Here is a 23,546-nt window from a genome sequence, read left to right on the forward strand (position 1 = left end):
GAATGCGTGATTTCCAGTTTCCCGGCCGCTCGCCGGTTCGTGCCACGGAGGCGGTTGTCGCGACATCGCATCCGCTCGCCACCCTCGCCGCGATCGACATGCTGCGCGCCGGCGGCAACGCCATGGACGCCGCCGTCTGCGCCGCCGCCGTGCAAGGCGTCGTCGAGCCGCAATCGACCGGCATTGGCGGCGATTGCTTTGTCCTTTACTGCCCGAAGGGACAAGGCGACGTGCTGGCCTTCAACGGTTCCGGCCGAGCCCCCGCGGGCGCCACCGTCGACTGGTATCTGGACAAGGGTTTCAGCGAGCTTCCCAAACAGGGACCGCACGCGGTGACCGTGCCAGGCGCCATCGATGCCTGGTGCCGGCTGCTGGAAGATCATGGCCGCAAGAGCCTGGCCGAGGTGCTGGTGCCGGCCATCCACTATGCCGAGAACGGCTATGTCGTGCATGACCGCGTTGCCTTCGACTGGGCCGAGCCGGAAACCGACCTGTCGGCCGACGAACACGCCGCGCGCATCTTCCTGCCGGACGGCAAGGCGCCGAAGGCCGGCGATATCCATCGCCAGCCGGAACTCGCCGCCACCTTGCGGATAATCGCCAAGCAGGGCCGCGCCGGGTTCTATCAAGGTGCTGTCGCCGACGACATGGTGCGCCGGCTCAATGAACTCGGCGGGCTGCATTCGCACGAGGATTTCGCGGCGACCAAGGGCGACTATGTAGCGCCGGTCAGCACCTCTTATGGCGGCCACGACATCCACCAGATGCCGCCGAACAACCAGGGGCTGACGGCGCTTTTGATGCTGAACGTGCTGTCGGGCTTCAAGCTCGGCGGGCTCGATCCCAACGGCGCCGAGCGCCTGCATCTGGAGATCGAGGCCGGACGCCTGGCCTACCAGGACCGCGACCGCTACCTCGGCGACCAGGACCATGTTCCGGTGCCGGTGAGAGAGCTTCTGTCCAGCGCCTATGCCGACCGGCTGCGCGCCGAGATTCATCGCGACCGCGCCATGACGCATCTGCCGCGCCTGGACCTGCCCGGCAGCGACACGGTCTACATCTCGATCGTCGACCGTGACCGCAACGCGGTCTCCTTCATCAACTCGACCTATTATTCGTTCGGCAGCGGCGTCGTCAGTCCGAAGACCGGCGTCGTCCTGCAGAATCGTGGCTCAAGCTTTCGGCTCGACCCGGCGCACCCGAACGCGATCGCGCCCGGCAAGCGGCCTATGCACACCATCATGCCCGGCATGGCGACGAAGAACGGCCGCGTGGTGATGCCGTTCGGCGTCATGGGCGGCGGCTACCAGCCTTTCGGCCATGTCCACCTTTTGACCAACATGATCGACTTCGGCATGGACCCGCAGCAGGCGCTGGACGCGCCGCGCGTGTTCTACAATGACGGCGTTGTGGAGGCCGAGCGTAACGTTCCCCCTGATGCGCTCGAAGGCCTGCGCAAGCGCGGCCATCGTGTCGTCGAACCGCAGCATCCGCTTGGCGGCGGGCAGGCGGTGCTGATCGACTGGGAGAAGGGCACGCTGACCGGCGCCTCCGATCCGCGCAAGGACGGGATGGCGCTGGGGTATTGAGGGATGGGGCAGGGAATTGGAGGACCGCCTTCAAGGTGTTGGCGCTGGCCCTCATCCGCCTGCCGGCGCCAACGTCGACAATTGTCCGGAGCCGGATCGTCCGCTGGACTTTCTAGAAGCAGTTGTTTGAACCATAGTCGGTGACCATGAGCACGAATTCAAAAGACCTCTCCCATCGTCTCGCCGCCGGCGCCGACAACGCTCCCGCAATCCTGGCGCCCGAGAGGGCCACACTCACCCACGGCGGGCTGCGGAGCCTGATCGAGGCCACGGCCGAGCGGCTGCATGCGCTCGGCATCGGTAGGGGCGACAGGGTGGCGATCGTGCTGCCGAATGGGCCGGAGATGGCCACCGCCTTCGTCGCCGTGGCGGCCGCCGCCTCGACGGCACCGCTCAATCCGGCCTACCGGGCCGACGAGCTCGATTTCTATCTCACCGACATCGGCGCCAAGGCGATCCTTGTCGCGGAAAACGAGACCGGGCCGGCGGTGGCGGTGGCCGAACGCCTCGGCATCGGCGTGTTGAGGCTCATCGTGCAGCCCAATGCGCCGGCCGGCAGCTTCACCATCGAGGGCGCGGCGGTCGGCCCGCAAGCAGCGCCCGCCATGGCAGGGGACGGCGATATCGCGCTTTTGCTGCACACGTCGGGCACGACATCGCGGCCAAAACTGGTGCCGCTCAGCCATGCCAACATCGCAGCGTCAGCCCGCCATATCGGCGCGACGCTCGGCCTGAACGCCGAGGACCGCTGCCTCAACATCATGCCGCTGTTCCACATCCATGGCCTGATCGCGGCGGTGCTGTCGTCGCTGGCAGCGGGTGGCAGCATCTACTGCACGCCGGGCTTCAACGCGCTGCGCTTCTTCCAGTGGCTGGGCGACGCCAAGCCGAGCTGGTACACGGCGGTGCCGACCATGCACCAGGCGATCCTGCCGCGCGCGGCGCGCAATACCGAGGTCCTGGCGGCGGCGCGCCTGCGCTTCATCCGCTCCTCCTCGGCGTCGCTGCCGGCGCAAGTGATGGGCGAGCTCGAGGCAACCTTCGGCTGTCCGGTGATCGAATCCTACGGAATGACCGAGGCCGCGCACCAGATGGCGTCGAACCGGCTGCCGCCGGGCCTGCGCAAGCCGGGCAGTGTCGGCGCGGCCGGCGGACCCGAGGTCGCGGTGATGGCGCCGGACGGACGGCTGGTCACAGCCGGCGAGACCGGCGAGATCGTCATTCGCGGACCCAATGTCACGGCGGGTTATGAGAAGAACCCGGACGCCAATGCCACGGCCTTCGCGCATGGCTGGTTCCACACCGGCGACCAGGGCGTGCTCGACGAGGACGGTTATCTCCGCGTCACCGGCCGGCTCAAGGAGATCATCAACCGCGGCGGCGAGAAGATCTCGCCGCTCGAGGTCGACGACGTACTGATGGACCATCCGGCGGTGGCGCAGGTCGTCACCTTCGCCATGCCGCATGACAAGCTCGGCGAGGATGTGGCGGCGGCCGTGGTGCTGCGCGAAGGCATGAGCGCCACCGAAAGCGACATACGCAGCCATGCCGCGACGCGGCTCGCCGACTTCAAGGTGCCGCGCAAGGTGCTGATCCTCGACGAAATCCCCAAGGGCGCGACGGGCAAGCTGCAGCGCATCGGCCTTGCCGCCAAACTCGGGCTTTAATGCATGTCGCTTGGAAGTGTCCTCGGTTCCAAGATAACGACATGCATGAAATAAAAGGCCCACTAAGATGAAGATCACCATTTTCGGCGCCGGCGCGATCGGCGGCTATCTCGCCGCCAAGCTGGCGATCACCGGCCGCACCGACCTGTCGATCGTCGCGCGCGGCGCCCACCTCGAAGCGATCAAGGCGAATGGCCTGCGCCTGATCGAGGACGGCAAGGAATCCGTCGCTCCCGTCCGGGCCACCGCGAAGGCCGAGGAACTCGGCGTTCAGGACACAGTCGTGCTGGCGCTGAAGGCCCATTCGCTCACCCCGGCACTGGACCAGATCGCGCCGCTCCTCGGACGGGACACATCAGTCGTCACCATGCAGAACGGCGTGCCGTGGTGGTATTTCCATGGCGTGGGCGGGCCGCTCGAAGGCACCAGGCTGAACGCGGTCGATCCCGGCGGCGCGATCTGGCAGCGGATAGGCCCGGAGCGTGTCATCGGCTCGGTCGTCTATCCCGCCGCCGAGGTCGACGCACCCGGCCTCATCCGCCATGTCGAGGGCAAGCGCTTCTCGCTTGGCGAACCTTCGGGTGAGCGCAGCGAACGGGTGACGCGCCTGGCCGAGGAAATGGTCAAGGCCGGCCTGCAGGCACCGGTGCGCGAGGATATCCGCAGCGAAATCTGGGTGAAGCTGTGGGGCAACCTCTCCTTCAACCCGATCTCGGCGCTAACCGGCAGCACGCTGGCGGGAATCGTCGCCGATGAAGGTACCCGCCAGCTTGCCCGCAGCATGATGCTGGAGGCGCAAGCGATCGGCGAAAGCCTGGGCGTGCGTTTTCCCATAGGGGTCGACCGCCGCATCAAGGGCGCCGGCGATGTCGGCGAACACAAGACCTCGATGCTGCAGGACCTCGAGCGCTGCCGCCCGATGGAGATCGATGCGCTGGTCACAGCAGTACAGGAACTTGGCCGGCTGACGGACAAGCCGACGCCGACGATTGATGCCGTGCTGGCGCTGGTGCGGCGGCTGGCGGTGGAGCGCGGGTGTTATGGGTAAGAGGCGCGCGACAGTCCAAGCCTTAAAGCGCCTGCTCAGCCAGGAGTGATGCGGTTCGGTAGCTTTGGAGAGTATCCACGGCAAGGGCCAGACCTTTGAACCCTCCGGAGGCAAGGCGTTCCACGCAAGGCGTAGATATTGGAAACGTCGTCCTTCTCTTGAGGTCTTTGAGCCATTTCTGACATCGCCAGCCCACCGGCGGGGTATCATGATGCGACTGCCAAAGCACAAGAGAATGATTTCATGCTTCCGAGTCGTCGCATTGCCTTGAAATTTGTCGCTCTTCTCAGCGTTTCGATCGGCGCTTTTTGCGCTTCGACCGCATTTGCGGAAAGTGTCGATCCGGCGCTCGAGAAGCTGATCAGCGGGAGCCAGCGCTCACAGCCCAACAGCGTGCGGGACAAATATCGCCATCCCGGCGAGGTGCTGACATTCTTTGGCGTGAAGCCTGACAGCGTCGTCGTCGAAATCCTTCCTGGCGCAGGCGGATATTGGACCGAGATCCTGGCCCCCTACCTGAAGCAAAACGGTCGCTATATCGCGGCAAATGGCGAGAAGGCTTCGCCTTCGGCTGAGGTCCAGAAGGACAATGCCGCCTTGGCAGCCAAGCTTGCCGCCGATCCGGCCGATTATGACAAGGTCACCGTCACTGAATTTGCCGCAGACAAATATGCGATCGCGCCGCCAGGAAGCGCGGATTTCGTACTGACCTTTCGAAACATCCACAATTGGATGAGTGCCGGCATCACCGCGGACGCTTTCGCCGCCTTCTACAAGGCGCTGAAGCCTGGCGGTATCCTCGGGGTCGAGGAGCATCGGGGCAAGCCGGACGAGCCGCAAGATCCGCTCGCCAAGTCTGGTTATGTGCGCCAGGACGTTGCGGTAGGCCTTGCGGAGGCCGCGGGTTTTAGATTCATCGGCAGCTCCGAGGTCAACGCCAATCCCAAAGACACGAAGGATTATCCGAGCGGTGTGTGGACCCTGCCGCCAACCTTCAAGCTCGGCGCGCAAGATCACGCAAAGTATGCGGCCATAGGCGAAAGTGACCGCTTCATCCTGAAATTCCAAAAACCATAGGAATCCGGTGACGGGGATTGCCCGGAGCGGATCAGCCCCTGCCCGCCCGACCGAGCACGCGCGCATAAAGCTCGCCGACGATGCCGCGGCGGAAGACCAGCACGCAGACCATGAAGATGAGTCGGGTGGCGATGGTCGCGGGGAAACCGGAGGTGGCGAGCGTGTTTTCCAGCCCGACGACCAGGCTGGCGCCGACGATCGGCCCGACCATCGTGCCGATGCCGCCGAGCAGCAGCGTCCCCCCAACGATTACCAGCAAGCGGTATTGAACATGTGCAAGATGAGGATGAGCGGCAAGGGGCGGCTTGCGGATTTCCTGTTCGACGCCTGGCAAGGCTTTTGCCCGCCGGACCGCTTTCCTGAGCCTGCCGCCGCCAGGGTGGCAGCAAGGCCGATTGGCCAGATCACGCCAGCCGGAAGCTCGGGAAGCGGCACGGCCATGTGAGCCGTGACCGGCGGCATGGCGGAATCAGCGCATCATCCCATTCTTAGTCAGGGGAATGGACTCGACCGCCAGAGCCGTAACGCTTAGATTGCGTATGGATCGCCAGCCTCCAGGGGGAAGCCAACTGAGATATCAGGATGGCTTTGGTAATGAATAGGTCGATAACCGCCATTACCGTGACGCACAACAGCGCGCATACCGTGCGCGGCGCGCTCGCTTGCCTGCCCCCGGGCATCGAGATCGTGTGTGTCGACAATGCAAGCACCGACGATCTTTCCGCCGCGCTATCCGGTTTTGCCGTTCATCGCATCGATAATCCTGCAAACCTCGGCTTTGGGCGTGCCTGCAACATCGGGGCGGCGACGGCATCGGGGGAGTATTTGCTGTTCGTCAACCCCGATGTGCGCCTTGGCGCGGACGCCGTCGACGCGCTGATGCAGGCGGCTGAACGCTACCCGAATTGCGGCGTCTTCGTGCCGCGCACGAACACGGTGGATGGGCGCCTGTGGTTTCGCGAGCAAAGCGAAATAGATCGCCTTTCCGGTGTGTCGCTGCCCACACGTATCCGGCAGGTCTGGGGGGATTGTTGCGTGCGCTTCGTCAATGGCGGCGTGTTCATGATCAGAAGAACGCTCTTCCTCGATACAGGAGGCTTCGACGAGGATATCTTCCTGTATTTCGAAGATGACGATCTCTCTTATCGGTTGCTGCAGCGTGACGAGCCCATGATCCTTGTCAGTAGCGCGCATGCTGTCCACGACGTTGGCACTTCGGTTGCACAATCAACCCGGTCACGGATCTTCCGGTATCGGTCCAAGATGCGGTCGGAGATCCACTTGCGCAGAAAGTACGGCATAGCCTATAGCCCATTTGTGGACATACTCCGCTATCTGACGAAGATAGGCTTCTACTGCCTTACGCTTAATCGAAATAGACTGATTAATTCCCTGGGCCGGCTGATCGGTATATTTGACAGCATCCTTGACCGATCGCACGCGAATCGAAACAGCGGCTATGTCGCCTGACGCTACCGACACAAGACTTGTTCCGCCTGATGTCCTGCCCTGCGAACCGCGAAAAGGCGACGCATGTGGTGTCGACCAAAGCAGTGCGCTGAGCGAAATCCACATCCACACGCCGGGACGCTACATCGTCGAGCTTTCGCCAACGGACAGGCGGATGCCGTTTCTCCGGCTCAATGTTAGCCGCGCTGGACATCTGGACAGGGTCGTCTATGTACCTGTCACCAAGCGGACGTCCTATCTGCTCAAAAGCCGTGAAGGCGGACTGGTGCTGCGGTTCGACAGAAGCGACGTCGTTGCGGCGAGTGCTCGCCTCCTAAGCATCAGGGATATTGGCGCGCTGTTGAGTCGGCGCCGTCGCCACAAGCGATTTCAACTGCCTCTTGGCCAAGGCATCGTATTGCAGCCTCTTTTGCACATTTCAGGGGCGGAAGGGCGCGAGTTGGCCCGTGCCCTCGGCAGCCTTGCCGGTTGGGGTTTTGGCACGGCGAGCGACAATCTGCAGAAAACCCTGTTACGGCACTTTGATGGTCCGCCAGCCGAGGCCCCCGAACGCCGGCCCGCCGTCAAGCCCAGAATCGCCGTAGCGCTTCATCTGCATTACCCCGATCTCTGGCCCGAATTCGAGGCGCTGCTGGCGACGATCGGTCGCCCGTTCCATCTCATCCTCTCACTGACCCAGCCCGACACGGCACTCGCGCAACGCGTCCAGGCGAGATTTCCGGATGCCGAGGTCGTCGTTTATGACAATCGCGGTCGCGACGTCGGTCCTTTCATCCAATTGCTTCGTGAAGGAAGGCTCGATCCCTTCGACCTGATCTGCAAGCTGCATGGCAAGAAGTCTGGGCCGCGCGGGCCGCGCATGGTCCTCGGTGATATCTGGCGCCAGGCCAGTGCGTTCGACCTGATCGGATCCCGCGACATGGTTGACCGCATCATCGCCGAGTTCGAGCGTTCGCCCGAGACCCAGATGATTGGATCCAGGCGCTTTCGGTTGCCCAATGAATGGAAGGGGGAGAAGGCTGCGTGGGGCGAGAACAGGGCGATGGTCCTCAACTTGCTGGAGACGATGGGGATGCCCTCCAGTTCCCGTCTCGACTTCTTTGCCGGGACGATGTTCTGGGTTCGCCGCGGCGCGCTGGAACCCCTCATGCGACTTGATCTGCCTTTGGCAGTCTTCCCCGAAGAGGCAAGCCAACAAGACGGCACGTTGCAGCATGCCCTGGAGCGTGTGCTTGGAATGATCTGCACAAAGATCTCCGGCATTGCCTGGGATGACGAGATGGCGCCGGATTCCCGCGAGGCAGACCCGATTGGATAGATCCGAATTCCTGATCTTCATAGGATCGCTCATCAGCAGAAGACGCTGGAAGATCTTCCGAACCTGGCAACGAATTCGCGCCAGCGGGCTGTTCGATTTGTCGTGGTATCTGGTCCAGAATCCGGATGTAGCCAGAAGCGGAAAAGATCCGATCCTGCATTACATCAGGCACGGTGCCGCCGAGTCACGAAACCCAAGTCCGGACTTCGACAACGAATACTACCTGACGAAGTATCCCGACGTGACTGCGGCGTCGATGAATCCGTTGGATCACTACATTCGTTTCGGCAAGATGGAGGGGCGCAGCGCCCGGCGTGCTCCGGGCACAAATGCCGGCGCCCTTCAGAGACCCACTAGCTATGTGCCGCGATCCGGCGAGGGGCGACCAGCCGCCTTGCGGGCACGCCTCGTTGCATTCTACCTGCCGCAGTTTCATCCGATTCCTGAAAATGATGCCTTCTGGGGAAAGGGCTTCACGGAATGGACGAATGTGACGCGGGCGACGCCGCAGTTCGACGGTCATTACCAGCCCAGGCTGCCGGCGGATCTTGGCTTCTATGACCTGCGCGTGAAGGACATCCAGAAGGAACAAATCGAGATTGCCCTTCAGTATGGCCTCTCGGGGTTCTGTTTCCACTTCTACTGGTTCAACGGCAAGCGCGTTCTTGAGATGCCGATCGCCCAATTCGTCGAGAACGACGCACACGAGATGGGTTTCTGCATCAACTGGGCAAACGAGCCGTGGAGCCGCCGTTGGGATGGGCGCCAACAGGAAGTCTTGATCCCGCAATCGCACTCGCCCGACGACGACCTGGCCTTCATCCAATACGTAGCCGGCTATTTCCGTGACAGAAGATACATCCGTATCGGCGGCAAGCCACTGCTTATGGTTTATCGGCCCGGATTGTTTCCGTCGGCAGCTGAAACGGCACGACGCTGGAGGGCCTATTGCCGGGAAGCCGGCATCGGCGAGATTTTTCTTGCCTATCCACAGTCGTTCGACTTGGACGATCCCGCCGAATTCGGATTCGACGCCGCCGTCGAGTTTCCACCGAATCTTGGACGATTTCCCGATATCAGCGCCAGCATCCCAGCGCTCAAGAGCGGCTTCAGGGGGAAGATCTACGACTGGACAGAGCTCCTCAATCGCAGCCGCGCCTACCCGCAGGTTGCCTACACGCTGTTTCGCGGGGTTTGCCCTTCCTGGGACAACACGGCGCGGAGGATGGAGGCCGCCTACATTCTGGTGAACCCGTCGCCGTCCCGCTACAGAGAATGGCTCGCCAACGCGGTCGTCGATACATGTGATCGGTTTGCCGATTTCGACAGCCGGCTGATCTTCGTCAATGCCTGGAACGAATGGGCGGAGGGAGCCTATCTCGAGCCTGATGCCCGCCATGGCTACGCCTATCTGCAGGAGACGCGGGACGTCCTGTCGGCACGGCCAGCGGCCGGCAGATCACCCGGGGGGCCGTCGTGGCGCGTTTTGTTCGTGTCGCATGATGCGGCTCTCGGTGGAGCGCAGGCATCGTTGATCAACATCATCCAATGGCTGCAATCGCATACCAATCTGGAGATCAAGGTGCTGTGCCTGGCAGGCGGTCAGTGGCTCGAAGCGTTTCGACGTCTCGTCGATACCGTCGTTCTGGATGATCTGGCTTCAGAGACCGGGACGACCGCCACGAAGCTGGCCCACATTACGGAATGGTACGGTGGCATACCGGACCTCATCTATTGCAACAGCCTGGCGACCGGCCGGGTGCACGCGCTGCTTGGAGAACTGGACCGGCCAATCCTGACGCATGCCAGGGAGTTGGGAACGAGCGTTGCCCGATACGCCAAGGACAATATGGGCAATGTCGTTTCCCGCACACAGAGATTTGTAGCGTGTTCGCGAAGTGTCCGGGACTATCTGGTATCCGAGCACAACGTTGCAACGGACGCCATCGACGTCATCCCAAGTGCGGTTCCGCAACCCAACGCCGATCACAGCCCTACGGAAATCCGGCGCCTTGAAAGCCGCAGCCTTGCCGGCTGGCCGACGGACAAGGTCATCGTCTTGGGTTCCGGCGTCGGCATGCCCTTCCGCAAGGGTGCCGACCTCTTCATCGAGGTCGCCAGAATCCTTCGGGCACGCGGGGTCGAAGACTATCATTTCTACTGGCTCGGCTCGTTTCGGGGGCGCGAACGGGATGAGGTTCTCGGTACATGGTCGCAGCAACTCGACAGATTGCGGGCGGACGGGTTGGACGAAAAAGTCACATTTCTGGGTGATGTCGACGATGTGGGGACTTACCTGCGGCGCGCCGATCTGTTTCTCCTGACCTCCCGCGAAGAGCCGTTCGGCCGCGTCATGCTGGAGGCGGCCTTCGCCGAATTGCCGGTGATCTGCTTCGCGGGCAGCGGCGGGGCACCGGAGTTCGTCGAGGAGGATGCCGGCATCATCGTCGAGCGGGCTGACCCCGCCGCGATGGCCGATGCCACGTTGAGACTAATCCGGGACAAGTCCCTGCGGATGCAGCTTGGCAGGCAGGCGAGCGCCAAGGCAAGGCTACATTTTTCCACCGATCGGGTCTTTCCGCGCCTGCTGTCGACCATGCGGAAGGTCGCAAACAAGCCGCCGGCGGTCTCGATCATCGTGCCGAACTACAACTACGCGCGCCATCTGCATGAGCGTATGGACAGTATTCTAGGGCAGTCGTTCCAGGATTTTGAACTCATCATCCTGGACGATGCCTCGACAGACGGCAGCCAATCGATCCTGAATTACTATGCCGGTGTCCATGGCACCCGTGTCATCGTCAATGACAGGAATTCCGGGGCGCCATACCCGCAGTGGTTCAAGGGCATGGCGCTTGCAAAGGCCGACTTGATCTGGATCGCCGAAGCCGACGACGTATCAGAGCCGAGTTTCCTCGAAACACTGGTGCCCTTGTTCCGCGATCCAGGCGTGAAGTTTGCCTTTTGCGCATCGAAGATGATCAATGATCGAAGCGAGACCGTCGGCGACTATCTGTCCAGCCCGTACCTCACCGATCTCTCCGATTTCAAATGGAGGCGCAGCTACCAGGTTTCGGCGGCGCAGGAAGTCAACGAAGGGCTGGGTGTCAAGAACACGGTCATCAATATCAGCGCGGCGGTTTTCCGGAAGTTCGACATCACGCCGGATTTCGTCGCGCATGTCCTGTCCCTGCCGGCGGGCGGCGACTGGTACTTTATCCTCGAGGCAATCCGCAACGGCTCCGTCGCCTATGAATCTGCATTGCTCAACCATCACCGCCGGCACGGGGACAGCGTTACCAGCGCCGTCACCGCCTCCCATTCAGAGGCACTGCTGCGCACGCGGCAAATGATCCATCAGCATGTTTTGCACACATACGAAACGGACTTGGCCATCAAACTGAAAATGGCCGAACATGCCTTGCAACTCTGGAACCAGCTCTTTCCCGGTCGCCCGGCCGAAGAGATGGAAAGCCTGTATTCGCTAACCAAATTGGGCGAATTCCCTGCGAGAAGCCCGCGGATCCCAGAGATTGCTCTCGAGCCGTAACCGTTTCACGGAAACGGTGAACTGCTTCACCTCTTTGTTTTGGCGCGATTCCAAGGGCAAGCGCTACGCGCTTGTCCAGGGAAAACCGCTTCACACTTTTCCTGGAATTGCTCTAGTTACCGGCAGCGACGAGATGGCCGTTGCCGACATCTTGCAAGGCCAGCTTTAGCGGCGCCTCCCCGATCTTGCGGGTGGCGCTAGGGATCTCCTGATCGAGCCGGGCGAAGCGGCTTCTGCGCCTGGCCGGATCAGGCACCGGCACGGCCTCGATCAGCCGTTTCGTGTAGGGGTGACGCGGGTTGGAAAAGACCTGATCGCGCGTGCCCATCTCGACGATCTGGCCGAGATACATGACGGCGACGCGGTCGGAAATGTTCTCGACGACCGCCATGTCGTGCGAGATGAAGAGATAGGCGACGCCAAACTCGCGCTGTAATTCCTTCAACAGGTCGAGCACGCGCGCCTGCACCGAGACGTCAAGCGCCGACACGCTCTCATCCGCGATGATCAGTTTCGGCCGCAGCGCCAGCGCGCGGGCAATGCAGACGCGCTGGCGCTGTCCGCCTGAGAATTCGTGCGGATAGAGTTCCATCTGGTCGGCCGACAGGCCGACGCGCTCGAACAATGCCGCCACACGCTCCCGGCGCTCGTCCTTCGAGGCAATGCCATGGATGACGAGCGGCTCGGCGACGAGATCGCCGACGCGCATGCGCGGGTCGAGCGAGGCGAAGGGGTCCTGGAAAATCATCTGCACGTCGCGGCGCACCGCCTTGCGTTCGTCGCGGCCCAGGCCCGATAGATTGCGCGCCCCGACAACGATGTCGCCGCTATACGGCACCAGTCCGGCCAGCGCCTTGGCGGTGGTCGACTTGCCGCAGCCCGACTCGCCGACCAGCGCCAGCGTCTCGTTGGGCGCGATCGAGAAGCTGACGCCCTCAACCGCATGAACACGGCGGGTGACCCGGCCAAAAACGCCGCCGCGTAGATCAAAGCGAACATGAAGGTCGCTGACCTCGGCGACGTTTGCCGGCTTGGAAAATTCCTGTGCATCCCTGGATTTCTGCCGCCCGACACCGCTGCCGATGCGCGGCACGGCGGCCAGCAGCTCGCGGGTGTAATCCGCCTGAGGTCGGACAAAAATGTCCGATGCCTTGCCCTCCTCGACCATGCGGCCATGCCGCATGATGATGACGCGATCGGCCATCTCGGCAACCACGCCCATGTCGTGGGTGATGAGGATGACGCTCGTGCCATGCTGGCGCTGCAAGTCGCGCAGCAGTTCCAGCACCTCGCCCTGCACGGTGACGTCGAGCGCCGTCGTCGGCTCGTCGGCGATCAGCACGTCGGGCTTGAGCGCCAGCGCCATGGCGATCATCACCCGCTGGCGCATGCCGCCAGAGAGTTCGTGCGGAAACTGCTTTAGCCGGCTTTCAGCTTCCGAAATGCGCACCGCCTTCAGCGCCTCGAGGGCACGCTGGCGGGCCTCGGCTTGCGACAGGCTGGTATGCGCCTCGATGGATTCGATGAGCTGGCGGCCGATCGACAGCACAGGGTTCAGCGAGGTCATCGGCTCCTGGAAGATCATGGCGACGCGGTCGCCGCGAATGCGCCGCATCTGGCGCTCGTCGAGATCGGTCAGCTCGGTATCACCGAGACGGATGGTGCCGGAGGATATGCGGGCAGCAGGCTGCGGCAGCAATTGCATGATCGCCAGCGCCGTCATCGATTTTCCGGAGCCGGACTCGCCGGCGATGCAGAGCGTTTCGCCGCGTGCAAGCGTGAGCGACAGGTCGGAAACAACCTCGCGCTCGCCATCCTCGCCGCGCACGCTGACCGACAGGCCGGCGATATCGAGCACCGGTCCCGCCGTCACCGGAGCGGCAGCTCCGGTCCGCCCCTTGCCCACGCCAGCGTTCATTCGAAGACGCAGCGCGGGAAGTAGAAAGAGACCACCCAGTTCGGCATGTCGACGATCTCGCTGATGCGCAGATCGCCGCAGACCGAGGCCAGCATGTAAGCCTCGACCGGATCGAGCTTGTAGCGCCCGGCGAGCAGATCGACCATCTGCGCAACGGCCTCCTTCGCACCCGTCATCAGGTCCGGCCCGATGCCGGTCGTCACCTCATAGCCCTTGGCGTCGAGATGGCGCGTCACCGGCCCCGGCGTGGTGAAGCGCGGCGTCTTCAGCCGGGCGTCCTTGACCAGGTCGAGCTTGAGCACGACGTCCATCGGGCTTTCGATCGCCGTGCCGCAAACTTCGCCGTCGCCTTGAGCGGCATGGGTGTCGCCGACCGAGAACAGCGCACCGGCCACTTCCACCGGCAGATAGAGCGTCGTGCCGGCGGCGAGATCGCGGATGTCGAGATTGCCGCCGACGCGTCTGGGCGGGACCACCGAGTGATGGCCCATCTCGGCCAATGCGTTGCCGATGGTGCCGGCAAAAGGCTTTAGCGGCACACGCGCATTTTTGCCGAACAGCGCCGGCTCGAGCGAGGCTGCGTCATATTTCCAGATGTTCAGCGCCGGCTCCATGAAATCGTCGGCGAGCAGCCCAAAGCCCGGAATGTTCGCCGTCCAGCCGAAGCCGGACGGTTTGAACATCTCGATCGTCACCTTCAGCGCGTCACCCGGTTCGGCGCCCTCTACGAAGATCGGCCCGGTCACCGGGTTGATCGTGGCGAAGTCGAGCTTGGCGATATCGCCGACCGTGCTGTCGGGTTTCAGCTGACCGCCGGAGGAATCGAGGCACTGGAACTCGATGGTCGAGCGGGGCGCCACACGTTCGGCCGGGGCAAAGGCGTTGTCCCAGCCGAAATGGTGATGGCGTCCGTGGATGGTGTAGTCGCAGTTATTGCACATCTTTTACGTACACATTGTCATAGTTGATCGGAATATGAACCGGGTCGACATAGAGGTTGTCGGCGCCGCCCATGCGGGCCGATTTCATGGTGAAGCGCTGTTCGTTGAAGACCGGCGCCCAGGGCGCGTCCTCCATCACCTTGTCGTAGATGGCGCTCCACATCTTGTCGCGTTCGACGGCCTTTGAGGGATCGACCACCGAGTCGGCCTCGGCCGCCTTGGCGTCGAGATCCTTGTTGCAGTACCACGACCAGTTCCAGCCGCCCGGAACAGCACCGGCGCAGCCGAGGATCGGGCCGTAGAAGTTCGACGGATCCGGGAAGTCGGCGATCCAGGCCATGCCACCGGACCAGATCATCGGCGCGCCGGCCTTGTCGCCACCGGCGGCAATGACATTGGCCTGGGCGAGCGACTGGATGCTGGCCTTGATGCCGATCGCCGCCAGATCCTGCTGGATCGCCTGGGCGATGCGCGGGTTGGGGTCGGTGTTCATGGCGAACAGTTGCGTGTCGAAACCATCGGGATGACCGGCCTCGGCAAGCAGCGCCTTGGCCTTGGCGACGTCATAGGGATAGCCCTTGTATTCCTTGTCGTAGCCCGGCATCGACGGTGGCAGCGGCTGGTTGGCCGGCACGGCGCGGCCGTTGATGATCTGGATGATGCGCGCCTTGTTGATCGCCATGTTGACGGCCTGGCGCACCTTCACATTGTCGAACGGCGCCATGGTGGTGTTCATGGTGACATAGCCGGTGTGCAGCTGGCCGCCTTCGACGACACGAGCTTTCTGCTCGGGATCGGCCATCACTTCCTGGAACTTGGCCGGCGGAATGCCGTCGCCGGGCACGTCGATCTCGCCCTTCTGCAGGCGCAGCAGCGCCACGATCGGCTCCTGGCCGATCTCGAAGGTGATCTTGTCCAAATGCGGCAGGCCCTTGTGCCAATAGTCCGGGTTGCGCTCGAAGACGATGCGCTGTCCCAATGTCCATTCGGCGAGCTTGAAGGCTCCGGTGCCGACCGGATGCTTGCCGAAATCGGCGCCGTACTTTTCGACCTCTTCCTTCGGCACGACATGCGAGAAGTTGATGGCCATGACATGCAGGAAGGTGGCGTCGGGACGGGTCAGCTCGAACTTGACGGTGTAGGGATCGACGACCGTGACGCCCGACAGGGTCTCCGCCTTGCCTGCGGCGACCTCGTCATAGCCCACGATCGAGCCGAAGAAGCCGGCACCGGGGCTCTGCGTTTTCGGGTTGGTGACGCGGTCGAGCGAATACTTCACGTCGTCGGCGGTCATTTCGCGGCCGTTGTGGAATTTCACCCCGTGGCGCAGCTTGAAGGTGAAGGTCTTGCCGTCGGGCGAGATCTCGTAGCTCTCGGCAAGGTCGGGCTTGAGGTTGGTGGTGCCCGGTTCGTAGTCCATCAACCCGTCGAACAGGCTCTTGATCATCGACCAGTTCTGCCAGTCATAGCCGATCGCCGGGTCGAGGGTCGCGACATCGTCCTTGTAGGTGATGGTGATGGCGCCGCCCTGCTTGGCGTTGGGATCGATCGTGTCCTCGGCGCGCGCGCTCGTCATGCCGAGCATCAGCGCCAGTGCCGATGCCGCTACCGTGGATATGAGATACTTTTTCATTGTTATGTTCCCTTTCTCTGTTTGTTTTCGGTCATGTCCTGATTGTCATCTGAGCTTGATACGGGGATCGATGAAGGGCGCGATGATGTCGGCCAGCAGATTGCCGAGCACGATGGCAAAGGCCGAGACCAGCGTGACGCCCATGATGATCGGGATGTCGACGCGCTGGATGGCCTGCCACGCCAGCTGGCCGATGCCGGGCCAGCCGAACACGCTTTCGACGACAACGATGCCGCCCATGAAGATGCCGATGTCGATGCCGATCATGGCGATGATCGGCAGGATGGCGTTGGGCAGTGCGTGGCGGAAGAGGATGGCACCACGCGCCAGGCCTTTCGCACGCGCGGTGCGGACGTAATCCTGGCGCAACACGTCGATCATCGACGAGCGCATCATGCGCGCGTACCAGCCGGCACCGAGGATGCCCATGGTGAGCGACGGCAGCACCAGATGGCGCCAGGTGCCGTAGCCGCCGATCGGAAACCAGCTCAGCCGCACGGCAAAGACGTAGAGCAGCAAGAGACCGACGACGAATTGCGGCGCCGAGACGCCGACGAAGGACGCGACCATCAAGGTCTGGTCGGTGGCGGTGCCGCGCTTGACGGCGGCGATCAGGCCCATGGAGAGGCCGATCAGCAATTCGCACAGGATGGCGCCGACCATCAAAAGCAGGCTCGCCGGCAACCGCGAGACGATCAGCTCGGTAACCTCGGAGCGCTGGATATAGGAGCGGCCGAGATCGCCGCTGACGAGCCTGGTCAGATAGTGCCAGTACTGGACGACGAAAGGCTGGTCGAGGCCGAGCTGCTGGCGGATGTTCTCGACCGTCTGTGGCGTGGCGCTGCGCCCGGCGATCTGGCGCACCGGATCAGCCGGCAACAGGTAGAGCAGCGCGAAGGTGATCAGCGAGACGCCGAGCAGGATGAGCAGCGACTGGATCAGCCGGCGGCCGAGATAGGCGATCATGACCGGCCCCCCATTATTCCCGGCCCCTTTGCGTCGGATCGAGGATGTCGCGCAGCGCGTCGCCGATCAGGTTGAAGGCCAGCGCCAGCGCCAGGATCGCCGCGCCGGGGAAGAACACCAGCCAGGGCGCTGCCTGGAAATAGGTCTGGTTCTCGAAGATGATGTTGCCCCACGAGGCAGTCGGCGGCTGCACGCCGATGCCGAGGAAGGAGAGCGTCGCCTCCAGCAGCACCGTCGTCGAAATGCCGAGCGTGCCCCAGACTATGATGGTCGGCAGGAGGTGCGGCAGGATGTGGCGGAACAGGATACGCGGCGCGCCGGCGCCGATGGTGCGTTCGGCGTCGATGAACTCGCGCTCGGCGAGCGAGGAAGTTTCGGTGTAGATGACGCGCGCGGTCTGCACCCAGTTGACCAGCGCGATGACCATGGCGACGATCCACAGGCTGGGCTCGAACACCGCCGCCAGGCAGATGGCCAGCAGCAGCGCCGGAAACGCCATCATCAGATCGGTGAAGCGCATCAGCGCGCTGCCGATCCAGCCGCGGAAATAGCCGGCGGTGACGCCGACAAGCGTGCCGATCAGAAGCGCAACGCCATTGGCGACGATGCCGATGATCAGCGAGGTGCGGGCGCCGTATAGGATGCGGGTCAGCAGGTCGCGGCCGAGCAGGTCGGTGCCGAGCCAGAATTTGGCATCCGGCGGCAAGGGCGAGCCCTCGATGGTCAGGCCGTCGAACATCTGTTCGTTGGGATCATAGCCGGTCAGCCAGGGGGCCAGCACGGCGCCGGCGACCACGATGGCGACGATGACCAGGCCAAGCAGCGCCAGACGGCGCTTGACCAGCCGGCGCCAGACGCCCGCGCGCGGCCTGGCCGGCATGCGCGCCGGCGCGATGAGATCAGGCGCGATGGGACTGGTCATCGCCGCCTTCCTCGCCTGTTTCCTCGCTCATCATCGCCACGATCCGGCGTGCGGCATCCTCGACGCTGATCTGCCAGCTCATCGCCAGCGAGCGCAGTTGCGCATAGGCGCGCTCGTCGTCCGTGCCTTTCGACAGTGCCGCCACCGCACGCACGATCGTCTGGCGCTCGGCGACGCGCTGGCGCAGCGAGGAAATTTCGCTGGCTAAATTCTTGCGCGCCTCGAAACTCTGCCGCGCGATCAGCAGCGCGCTGTAGACGCCGGCAGTGCCGACCGGCTTCAAAAGCTGGGCATCGGCGTTGTGCGACAATGCCCATTCGATACGGCCCGGCGCCTCCGAACCGATCAGCGCCACCAGCGGCATCGGCGCCTCGCCCGGCTTCCAGGGGAATTGCTCGTCGAAACCGAGATCGGCGTCGAAGAAGACGAAATCGGCGGCGAGCGCCTCGGGCGGCAGTTCCGGCCAGCAGTCGAGCGTGACGAGGCCGATGGCCGACAATTGTCTTGTGATGGCCTGCACCGTCGGATGCGGGCGATGCAGGATGAAGGCCTTGGCGCCGCCGAGATTGGGGATGCGCGGGGTTCTGGTCACGACACCACCCTCAGGCGCGGACGGCCGAATGTCTTGGCGGGGTCGTAGCGCGACAGATAGGGATCCGGCGCGACTTCGTGCTGCTGGCTGACGACCTCGAAATATCCGTCGGCGATCCGGCCGATGATGACAGGCAGCGTCGCGTGCTGGGTGTGGGCGTCGATGGCGATCGGCCCCAGCCGGGTGGAGAAGCGCGTTGCGGCGAAGGCTTTCGAGAACTCCGCCGGGCCGGCGTCGGGATCGCGCGACAGCACCTCGGCCATCACCTGCACGGAGGCATAGGCGGAGGCCTCGAAGGACGAGGCGAAAGCCGCCGGCCGTGGTGCGAAATAAGGCCCGACCGATAGATGTCCCTTGCCCGTTTCGCCGATCGCCGGCAGTTCGCCCTCGGTGAGGTTGCAGGAGATGACCGGGCAGGATTCCGGGCTGAAGGCAGGATCCTCATCGCCCAAATCGCGATAGGCGGCCAGGAAGGCATAGGACGAGGTGCCGATCAGATTGTTGAGGATGAAGTTCGGCCGCGTGGCGCGGATTTCCCCGATCAGGCGCGACACGTCGGTCTCGCCGATGCGCAGATAGCGTTCGCCCAGCACCTTGCCGCCGGCGTCCGCGATCAGGTCGCGCGCGACACGGTTCATCTCCCAGCCCCAGATATAGTTCGAGCCGAGCAGGAAGCCGTTGGCGCCGAAGCGCGGCACGACATGGGCCATCAGCGGCACCAGGTGCTGGTTGGGACAGGCGTGCATGTAGACGACATGCTCGTTGGCCTCGAAGCCTTCATAGGGGCAGGCGTACCAGAGCATGCCGCCGGCCTTCTCCAGCACCGGGATCGTCTCCTTGCGGCTCCAGGATGTGACGCAGCCGACGACATGGCGTGCGCTGCTGGTCTTGAAAATGTCCTCGCAAAGCGTCGCGTAGCGATCGGCATTGCTTTGCGGATCGCGCTCGACGGGCACCAGTTCGATGCCTGAGCCGCGATCGGCATTGATGTCGGCGATGGCGCGCATGGCGCCCATGCGGCACGCATCGGAGACGAGCTGATAGCTCCCCGAGCGGGAATAGAGGATGCCGATCTCGATGCGCCGTTTCAAACAGGACCCCAGAAATGACAATGCCCCGCAGCCAGCGCCGCAAGGGCGAGGCATACGAGGCATTCTTGCCGCCCGGCGATCAGAGCCGGTATTTCGTTCTAGGGTATTCGGTCCGGCGGGTCAGTCAAGCGGGAAAGTGGTCCTCCTGCAATTGCTTGCGGCGCCAACCCGAGTGGGAGAGTCGTCAGATCTCGCCCTCGACGAGGCTATCCAGCAGATCGAGCAGTTGTTCCAGCCTGTCGTGGCCGAAACGGCGCTCGATGTCGTCGTAGATGACGCGGCGCTCGGGCGACAGAGCGCGGATCAGGGCGGAACCGGCAGGCGCGATGGTCAGCACCACGCGGCGGCCATCGCCTTCAGCCTTGTTGCGGGTAATGAATTTTCGGCCCTCGAGCGTCTTGATGATGCGGGTCAGGCTGGGCGGCAGCACCGAGGCGCGATCGGCAAGCTCGGTCGCCTCGACCGGGCCAGCCTCGCTCAGCACGCGCAGCACACGCCACTGCTGTTCGGTCACGTCATGGGCCGCAAGCATTGGACGAAACCGCGCCATCACCGCTTCGCGGGCGCGCAGAAGCGCCATCGGCAAGGAACGACGGGAGTTTTCCGGCAGCAAGTGACGTTTTCTCCAATGCTGACTGCGACCAGCGGCAGGCTTTGCCAGCAGGCTGTTCTCAAAGCCCGTCACCGTCATCCCGTATCGTCGCCTCAGGCAGGATGCAAGGTTTGACCTCGGCGACTTCACTTGTACTTAATGCGTTAATTACAGCAAGTGAAGCTCCCCTACATGCGCCGACGCTTTTCGAGATTGTGCGTGCCGTCGATGCGGGCGTCGTCCACATCAACACCTATGCCCACAGGATCGCAGCGCGGTACCGCCGCGGTCGGTTCGGTGGTGTCCTGTGCTCCCTTCCCTGGAATTTTTGAGAGAATATTCCCGGCTTCGCCGAGAACAGCGAAACACGTTCTTTGATAAAACCGATAGAATTTCTGAGGATGTGACCAAGCCTGGGTAATCCGCCTTGGCACCATGACTTCACAACCGCAGAGATCAATCATGTCCAACGTCAACAACACTTTGCCATCTTCCCTTTGGTCAATCATCAACCGGCGCGGTGGCCTGGCTCTGCTGTTCGCATCAGCCGTCGCGGTCGGCGGCCTGATGGCGCCGCATGCGGCCTTCGCCGAAGACAAGAAATCGATCAAGGTCGGCATCATCAGCGGCGAGGACGAGGATGTCTGGCGCGTCGTGGTCGCCCAGGCGGCCGAAAAGGGCCTGACCGTCGAGACCGTGGTGTTCAACGACTACACCCAGCCCAACGAAGCGCTGGAGCGCGGCGAAATCGACGCCAACGCCTTCCAGCACCAGCCCTATCTCGACAACCAGATCAAGACGCAAGGCTATCATATCGTGCGTGTCGGCTACACCGGCGTCTGGCCGATCGGCCTCTATTCGAAGAAGTACACGAAAGTCGCCGACCTGCCCGAGGGCGCGGTCATCGGCGTGCCGAACGACCCGTCCAACGAAGGCCGGGCGCTGCGCGTTCTGCAGAACGAGGGCGTGATCAAGCTGAAGGACGGCACCGGCATTCTGGCCACGACCGCCGACATCGCCGAGAATGCGAAGAAGGTCGAGATCAAGGAACTTGACGCCGGCATCGTCGGCCGCTCGGTCGAGGATCTCGATGCCGCCGTGGTCAACACCGACTGGGCGCTGAAAAGCGGCCTGACGCCGGAAAACCGCATCGCCCAGGAGCCGATATCCGACAATCCGTACCGCAACTTCATCGCGGTCAAGGTCGGCAATGAGAACGAAGCCTGGGTGAAGACCCTGGTGGCTTCCTACCAGAACGACGCGGTCAAGGCCGAATTCGACAAGGTCTACAAGGGAACCGGCCTCAGCGCCTATTGATCGCCGGACGTCCAGTTCGAGAGCAAAAGCGGTCCGCGCTTGAGCGCGGGCCGCAATTGCGTTTTGCGATGGCGAGAACAGGGAACCGCATGAACCAGCATATCACGGCGTCCGGGGAGATCGCCGATCCGACCCACGCCCGACCCGACGCGCTACAGGACGTGGTGCGCCTTGTCGATTTGAAGCGCCGCTTTGGCGCCACCGCGGCGCTCGACGGTATCTCGCTGACGGTGCGCAAGGGCGAGATCCTCGGCATTATCGGCCGCAGCGGCGCCGGCAAATCGACGCTGATCCGCTGCCTGAACGGGCTGGAGCGGCCGGACTCCGGCGAGGTGTTCATCGAGGGCCGCGAAATCAGCCGGCTCGGCGAACGCGACCTGCAGCCGCTGCGGCGGCGTATCGGCATGATCTTCCAGCATTTCAACCTGCTGTCGGCCAAGACCGTGGAGGACAATGTCGCGCTGCCGCTGAAGATCGAGGGCCGGCCGAAGGCCGAGCGTCTGGCAAGGGCGGCGGAGCTGCTTGAACTTGTCGGCCTGTCGGACAAGGCCAAGGCCTATCCAGCATCGCTGTCGGGCGGCCAGAAGCAGCGCGTCGGCATTGCCCGGGCGCTGGCCGCGCGGCCGGCGCTGTTGTTGTCGGATGAAGCGACCTCGGCCCTCGACCCGGAGACGACGCGCTCCATTCTCGCGCTGCTGAAAGACATCAACCGGAAACTTGGCCTGACCATCCTGTTGATCACCCACGAGATGGAGGTGATCCGCTCCATCGCCGACCGCGTGGCGGTGATCGATGCCGGGCGCATCGTCGAGGACGGGCGGGTGTGGTCGGTGTTCGCCGAGCCGCGGTCCAACGTCACACGCAGCCTGCTTGGCGCCATCCGACCGCAATTGCCGGCGGAGTTGTCGGCGCGCCTGCTGCCGGCGGCCGGCGCAGAGACGATCCTGCGTGTCGATGTGGCTGGCGAGGTCGCGCGTGGACCATTGCTGTCCGACCTTGCCACTTCTGTTCCGGGCTCCTTCCGCCTCGTCCATGGCGGCATCGACCATATCCAGCAGCAGCCCGTCGGCACGCTGTTCCTCTCTGTTCCCGGCAGCGACGCAAGCCACCTCGCTGAAATCATCACATTCCTGAAATCCCGCCAGGCGCGGGTGGAGGTGCTTGGCCATGTCGCCGATCCTGTTTGAGCTTCTGCTGCGATCTATCTGGGAAACGGTGCTGATGACGGCCGCCTCCGGCCTTATCTCGCTGGTCTTCGGCCTGCCGCTCGGGCTGGCACTGATCGCCACCGAACGCGGCGGCATCGCCGAAAGCCTGTGGGTCAATCGCGTGCTCGGCGCCGTCATCAACGGCTTCCGCTCGGTGCCATTCATCATCCTCCTGGTGGCGCTGATCCCGCTGACGCGGCTGATCGTCGGCACCTCGATCGGCACCTGGGCGGCCATCGTGCCGCTGTCGATCGCCGCCACACCCTATTATGCGCGCATCGCCGAAGTGTCGCTGCGCGAGGTCGATCACGGCCTGATCGAGGCGGCGCGCGCCATGGGCGGCAACCGCTGGACGATCATCCGCGAGGTGCTGGTGCCCGAGGCGCTCCCCGGCATCGTCGCCGGCTTCACGGTGACGCTGGTGACGCTGATCGGCGCCTCGGCCATGGCCGGCGCCATCGGCGCCGGGGGCCTCGGCGACCTCGCCATCCGCTACGGCTATCAGCGCTTCGAGACGTCGGTGATGATCGCCGTGGTCATCGTGCTGATCATCCTGGTGTGCGGCATCCAGTGGGCGGGTGATCGTCTAGTGGCGCGGCTGGACCGGCGGGGGTGACGTACAGGCCAGCGAATGTGACGCCTGTGTC

19 protein-coding genes and 1 pseudogene are annotated in these 23,546 nt (G+C 63.5%); 10 read left to right on the forward strand and 10 right to left on the reverse strand.

The window, feature by feature from the left end:
- Positions 1-2: 2 nt before the first annotated feature.
- The 4 genes from ggt (at position 3) to AC07UC_RS03695 (ending at position 5,381) form a co-directional block, all read left to right on the forward strand.
- Positions 3-1,589 (forward strand): gamma-glutamyltransferase, encoded by a 1,587-nt coding sequence (gene ggt, locus AC07UC_RS03680; RefSeq protein WP_494904089.1) that lies wholly within the window; start codon positions 3-5, stop codon positions 1,587-1,589.
- A 146-nt stretch (positions 1,590-1,735) separates the two neighbouring features.
- The gene (locus AC07UC_RS03685; RefSeq protein WP_494904090.1) at positions 1,736-3,256 is read left to right on the forward strand and encodes an acyl--CoA ligase; all 1,521 of its coding nucleotides are present in this window, start codon (positions 1,736-1,738) and stop codon (positions 3,254-3,256) included.
- Positions 3,257-3,323: 67 nt separating this feature from the next.
- Complete coding sequence (locus tag AC07UC_RS03690; RefSeq protein WP_494904091.1) at positions 3,324-4,304, forward strand: 2-dehydropantoate 2-reductase; 981 nt, start codon at positions 3,324-3,326, stop codon at positions 4,302-4,304.
- Between the two features lie 243 nt (positions 4,305-4,547).
- Positions 4,548-5,381, forward strand: a complete 834-nt coding sequence (locus AC07UC_RS03695; protein ID WP_494904092.1) for a class I SAM-dependent methyltransferase — start codon at positions 4,548-4,550, stop codon at positions 5,379-5,381.
- A gap of 31 nt (positions 5,382-5,412) precedes the next feature.
- Here the strand turns inward: AC07UC_RS03695 and AC07UC_RS03700 are convergent.
- A pseudogene (locus AC07UC_RS03700) lies at positions 5,413-5,613 on the reverse strand (branched-chain amino acid ABC transporter permease); the annotation flags it as partial.
- Between the two features lie 350 nt (positions 5,614-5,963).
- Here AC07UC_RS03700 and AC07UC_RS03705 point away from each other — a divergent pair.
- From AC07UC_RS03705 to AC07UC_RS03715, 3 genes are read left to right on the forward strand one after another with little or no spacing between them, the layout of a single operon-like run.
- The gene (locus AC07UC_RS03705) at positions 5,964-6,851 is read left to right on the forward strand and encodes a glycosyltransferase family 2 protein (RefSeq protein ID WP_494904094.1); all 888 of its coding nucleotides are present in this window, start codon (positions 5,964-5,966) and stop codon (positions 6,849-6,851) included.
- On the forward strand, positions 6,808-8,169 hold the full coding sequence (locus AC07UC_RS03710; RefSeq protein ID WP_494904095.1) for a rhamnan synthesis F family protein: 1,362 nt from the start codon (positions 6,808-6,810) through the stop codon (positions 8,167-8,169). The genes AC07UC_RS03705 and AC07UC_RS03710 overlap by 44 nt, the downstream gene beginning before the upstream one ends.
- Positions 8,162-11,719, forward strand: a complete 3,558-nt coding sequence (locus tag AC07UC_RS03715; RefSeq protein ID WP_494904096.1) for a glycoside hydrolase family 99-like domain-containing protein — start codon at positions 8,162-8,164, stop codon at positions 11,717-11,719. The genes AC07UC_RS03710 and AC07UC_RS03715 overlap by 8 nt, the downstream gene beginning before the upstream one ends.
- A gap of 112 nt (positions 11,720-11,831) precedes the next feature.
- Here the strand turns inward: AC07UC_RS03715 and AC07UC_RS03720 are convergent, their stop codons facing one another.
- From AC07UC_RS03720 to AC07UC_RS03760, 9 genes are all read right to left on the reverse strand, one after another.
- Positions 11,832-13,637: an ABC transporter ATP-binding protein gene (locus AC07UC_RS03720; protein WP_494904098.1), complete on the reverse strand. Its 1,806-nt coding sequence runs from the start codon at positions 13,635-13,637 to the stop codon at positions 11,832-11,834.
- Positions 13,634-14,578 carry an acetamidase/formamidase family protein gene (locus AC07UC_RS03725; protein WP_494904100.1) on the reverse strand — a complete coding sequence of 315 codons (945 nt, stop codon included), beginning with the start codon at positions 14,576-14,578 and terminating at the stop codon, positions 13,634-13,636. The genes AC07UC_RS03720 and AC07UC_RS03725 overlap by 4 nt, the downstream gene beginning before the upstream one ends.
- Entirely contained in the window at positions 14,568-16,211 is a 1,644-nt protein-coding gene (locus AC07UC_RS03730) for an ABC transporter substrate-binding protein (protein ID WP_202325113.1), read from the reverse strand. The genes AC07UC_RS03725 and AC07UC_RS03730 overlap by 11 nt, the downstream gene beginning before the upstream one ends.
- 45 nt (positions 16,212-16,256) lie before the next feature.
- The gene (locus tag AC07UC_RS03735) at positions 16,257-17,177 is read right to left on the reverse strand and encodes an ABC transporter permease (RefSeq protein ID WP_056573744.1); all 921 of its coding nucleotides are present in this window, start codon (positions 17,175-17,177) and stop codon (positions 16,257-16,259) included.
- A gap of 13 nt (positions 17,178-17,190) precedes the next feature.
- Entirely contained in the window at positions 17,191-18,099 is a 909-nt protein-coding gene (locus AC07UC_RS03740; RefSeq protein ID WP_446720294.1) for an ABC transporter permease, read from the reverse strand.
- Positions 18,077-18,691, reverse strand: a complete 615-nt coding sequence (locus tag AC07UC_RS03745; RefSeq protein ID WP_494904103.1) for an ANTAR domain-containing response regulator — start codon at positions 18,689-18,691, stop codon at positions 18,077-18,079. Before AC07UC_RS03745 ends, AC07UC_RS03740 begins: the two co-directional genes overlap by 23 nt.
- Entirely contained in the window at positions 18,688-19,782 is a 1,095-nt protein-coding gene (locus AC07UC_RS03750; RefSeq protein ID WP_494904105.1) for a transporter substrate-binding protein, read from the reverse strand. Before AC07UC_RS03750 ends, AC07UC_RS03745 begins: the two co-directional genes overlap by 4 nt.
- A 184-nt stretch (positions 19,783-19,966) precedes the next feature.
- Positions 19,967-20,362, reverse strand: a complete 396-nt coding sequence (hpaR, locus tag AC07UC_RS03755; protein WP_494908887.1) for a homoprotocatechuate degradation operon regulator HpaR — start codon at positions 20,360-20,362, stop codon at positions 19,967-19,969.
- 200 nt (positions 20,363-20,562) lie between these two features.
- Positions 20,563-20,838, reverse strand: coding sequence for a hypothetical protein (locus AC07UC_RS03760; protein WP_140770834.1), 276 nt, complete (start codon positions 20,836-20,838; stop codon positions 20,563-20,565).
- On the opposite strand from AC07UC_RS03760, the gene AC07UC_RS03765 reads away from it, so the two are divergent.
- The 3 genes from AC07UC_RS03765 to AC07UC_RS03775 all read left to right on the forward strand — a co-directional run bounded on the left by AC07UC_RS03765 (position 20,837) and on the right by AC07UC_RS03775 (position 23,515).
- Positions 20,837-21,691, forward strand: a complete 855-nt coding sequence (locus AC07UC_RS03765) for a MetQ/NlpA family lipoprotein (protein ID WP_494904107.1) — start codon at positions 20,837-20,839, stop codon at positions 21,689-21,691. The two genes, AC07UC_RS03760 and AC07UC_RS03765, sit on opposite strands and share 2 nt — an antisense overlap.
- 89 nt (positions 21,692-21,780) lie before the next feature.
- Positions 21,781-22,878: a methionine ABC transporter ATP-binding protein gene (locus tag AC07UC_RS03770; RefSeq protein ID WP_494904109.1), complete on the forward strand. Its 1,098-nt coding sequence runs from the start codon at positions 21,781-21,783 to the stop codon at positions 22,876-22,878.
- Entirely contained in the window at positions 22,859-23,515 is a 657-nt protein-coding gene (locus tag AC07UC_RS03775) for a methionine ABC transporter permease (RefSeq protein WP_202325122.1), read from the forward strand. Before AC07UC_RS03770 ends, AC07UC_RS03775 begins: the two co-directional genes overlap by 20 nt.
- The last annotated feature ends 31 nt before the right edge of the window (positions 23,516-23,546 follow it).

It is taken from the genome of Mesorhizobium sp. GW821-FHT04C10 (genome assembly GCF_059420305.1).

Excerpts from the sequence above, each read along its gene's own strand:
- ggt (WP_494904089.1), top strand. The coding sequence starts at position 3 with ATGCGTGATTTCCAGTTTCCCGGCCGCTCGCCGGTTCGTGCCACGGAG.
- AC07UC_RS03685 (WP_494904090.1), top strand. The coding sequence starts at position 1,736 with ATGAGCACGAATTCAAAAGACCTCTCCCATCGTCTCGCCGCCGGCGCC.
- AC07UC_RS03690 (WP_494904091.1), top strand. The coding sequence starts at position 3,324 with ATGAAGATCACCATTTTCGGCGCCGGCGCGATCGGCGGCTATCTCGCC.
- AC07UC_RS03695 (WP_494904092.1), top strand. The coding sequence starts at position 4,548 with ATGCTTCCGAGTCGTCGCATTGCCTTGAAATTTGTCGCTCTTCTCAGC.
- AC07UC_RS03705 (WP_494904094.1), top strand. The coding sequence starts at position 5,964 with ATGGCTTTGGTAATGAATAGGTCGATAACCGCCATTACCGTGACGCAC.
- AC07UC_RS03720 (WP_494904098.1), bottom strand. The coding sequence starts at position 13,637 with ATGAACGCTGGCGTGGGCAAGGGGCGGACCGGAGCTGCCGCTCCGGTG.
- AC07UC_RS03725 (WP_494904100.1), bottom strand. The coding sequence starts at position 14,578 with ATGTGCAATAACTGCGACTACACCATCCACGGACGCCATCACCATTTC.
- AC07UC_RS03730 (WP_202325113.1), bottom strand. The coding sequence starts at position 16,211 with ATGAAAAAGTATCTCATATCCACGGTAGCGGCATCGGCACTGGCGCTG.
- AC07UC_RS03735 (WP_056573744.1), bottom strand. The coding sequence starts at position 17,177 with ATGATCGCCTATCTCGGCCGCCGGCTGATCCAGTCGCTGCTCATCCTG.
- AC07UC_RS03740 (WP_446720294.1), bottom strand. The coding sequence starts at position 18,099 with ATGACCAGTCCCATCGCGCCTGATCTCATCGCGCCGGCGCGCATGCCG.
- hpaR (WP_494908887.1), bottom strand. The coding sequence starts at position 20,362 with ATGGCGCTTCTGCGCGCCCGCGAAGCGGTGATGGCGCGGTTTCGTCCA.
- AC07UC_RS03765 (WP_494904107.1), top strand. The coding sequence starts at position 20,837 with ATGTCCAACGTCAACAACACTTTGCCATCTTCCCTTTGGTCAATCATC.
- AC07UC_RS03760 (WP_140770834.1), bottom strand. The coding sequence starts at position 20,838 with ATGATTGATCTCTGCGGTTGTGAAGTCATGGTGCCAAGGCGGATTACC.
- AC07UC_RS03770 (WP_494904109.1), top strand. The coding sequence starts at position 21,781 with ATGAACCAGCATATCACGGCGTCCGGGGAGATCGCCGATCCGACCCAC.
- AC07UC_RS03775 (WP_202325122.1), top strand. The coding sequence starts at position 22,859 with ATGTCGCCGATCCTGTTTGAGCTTCTGCTGCGATCTATCTGGGAAACG.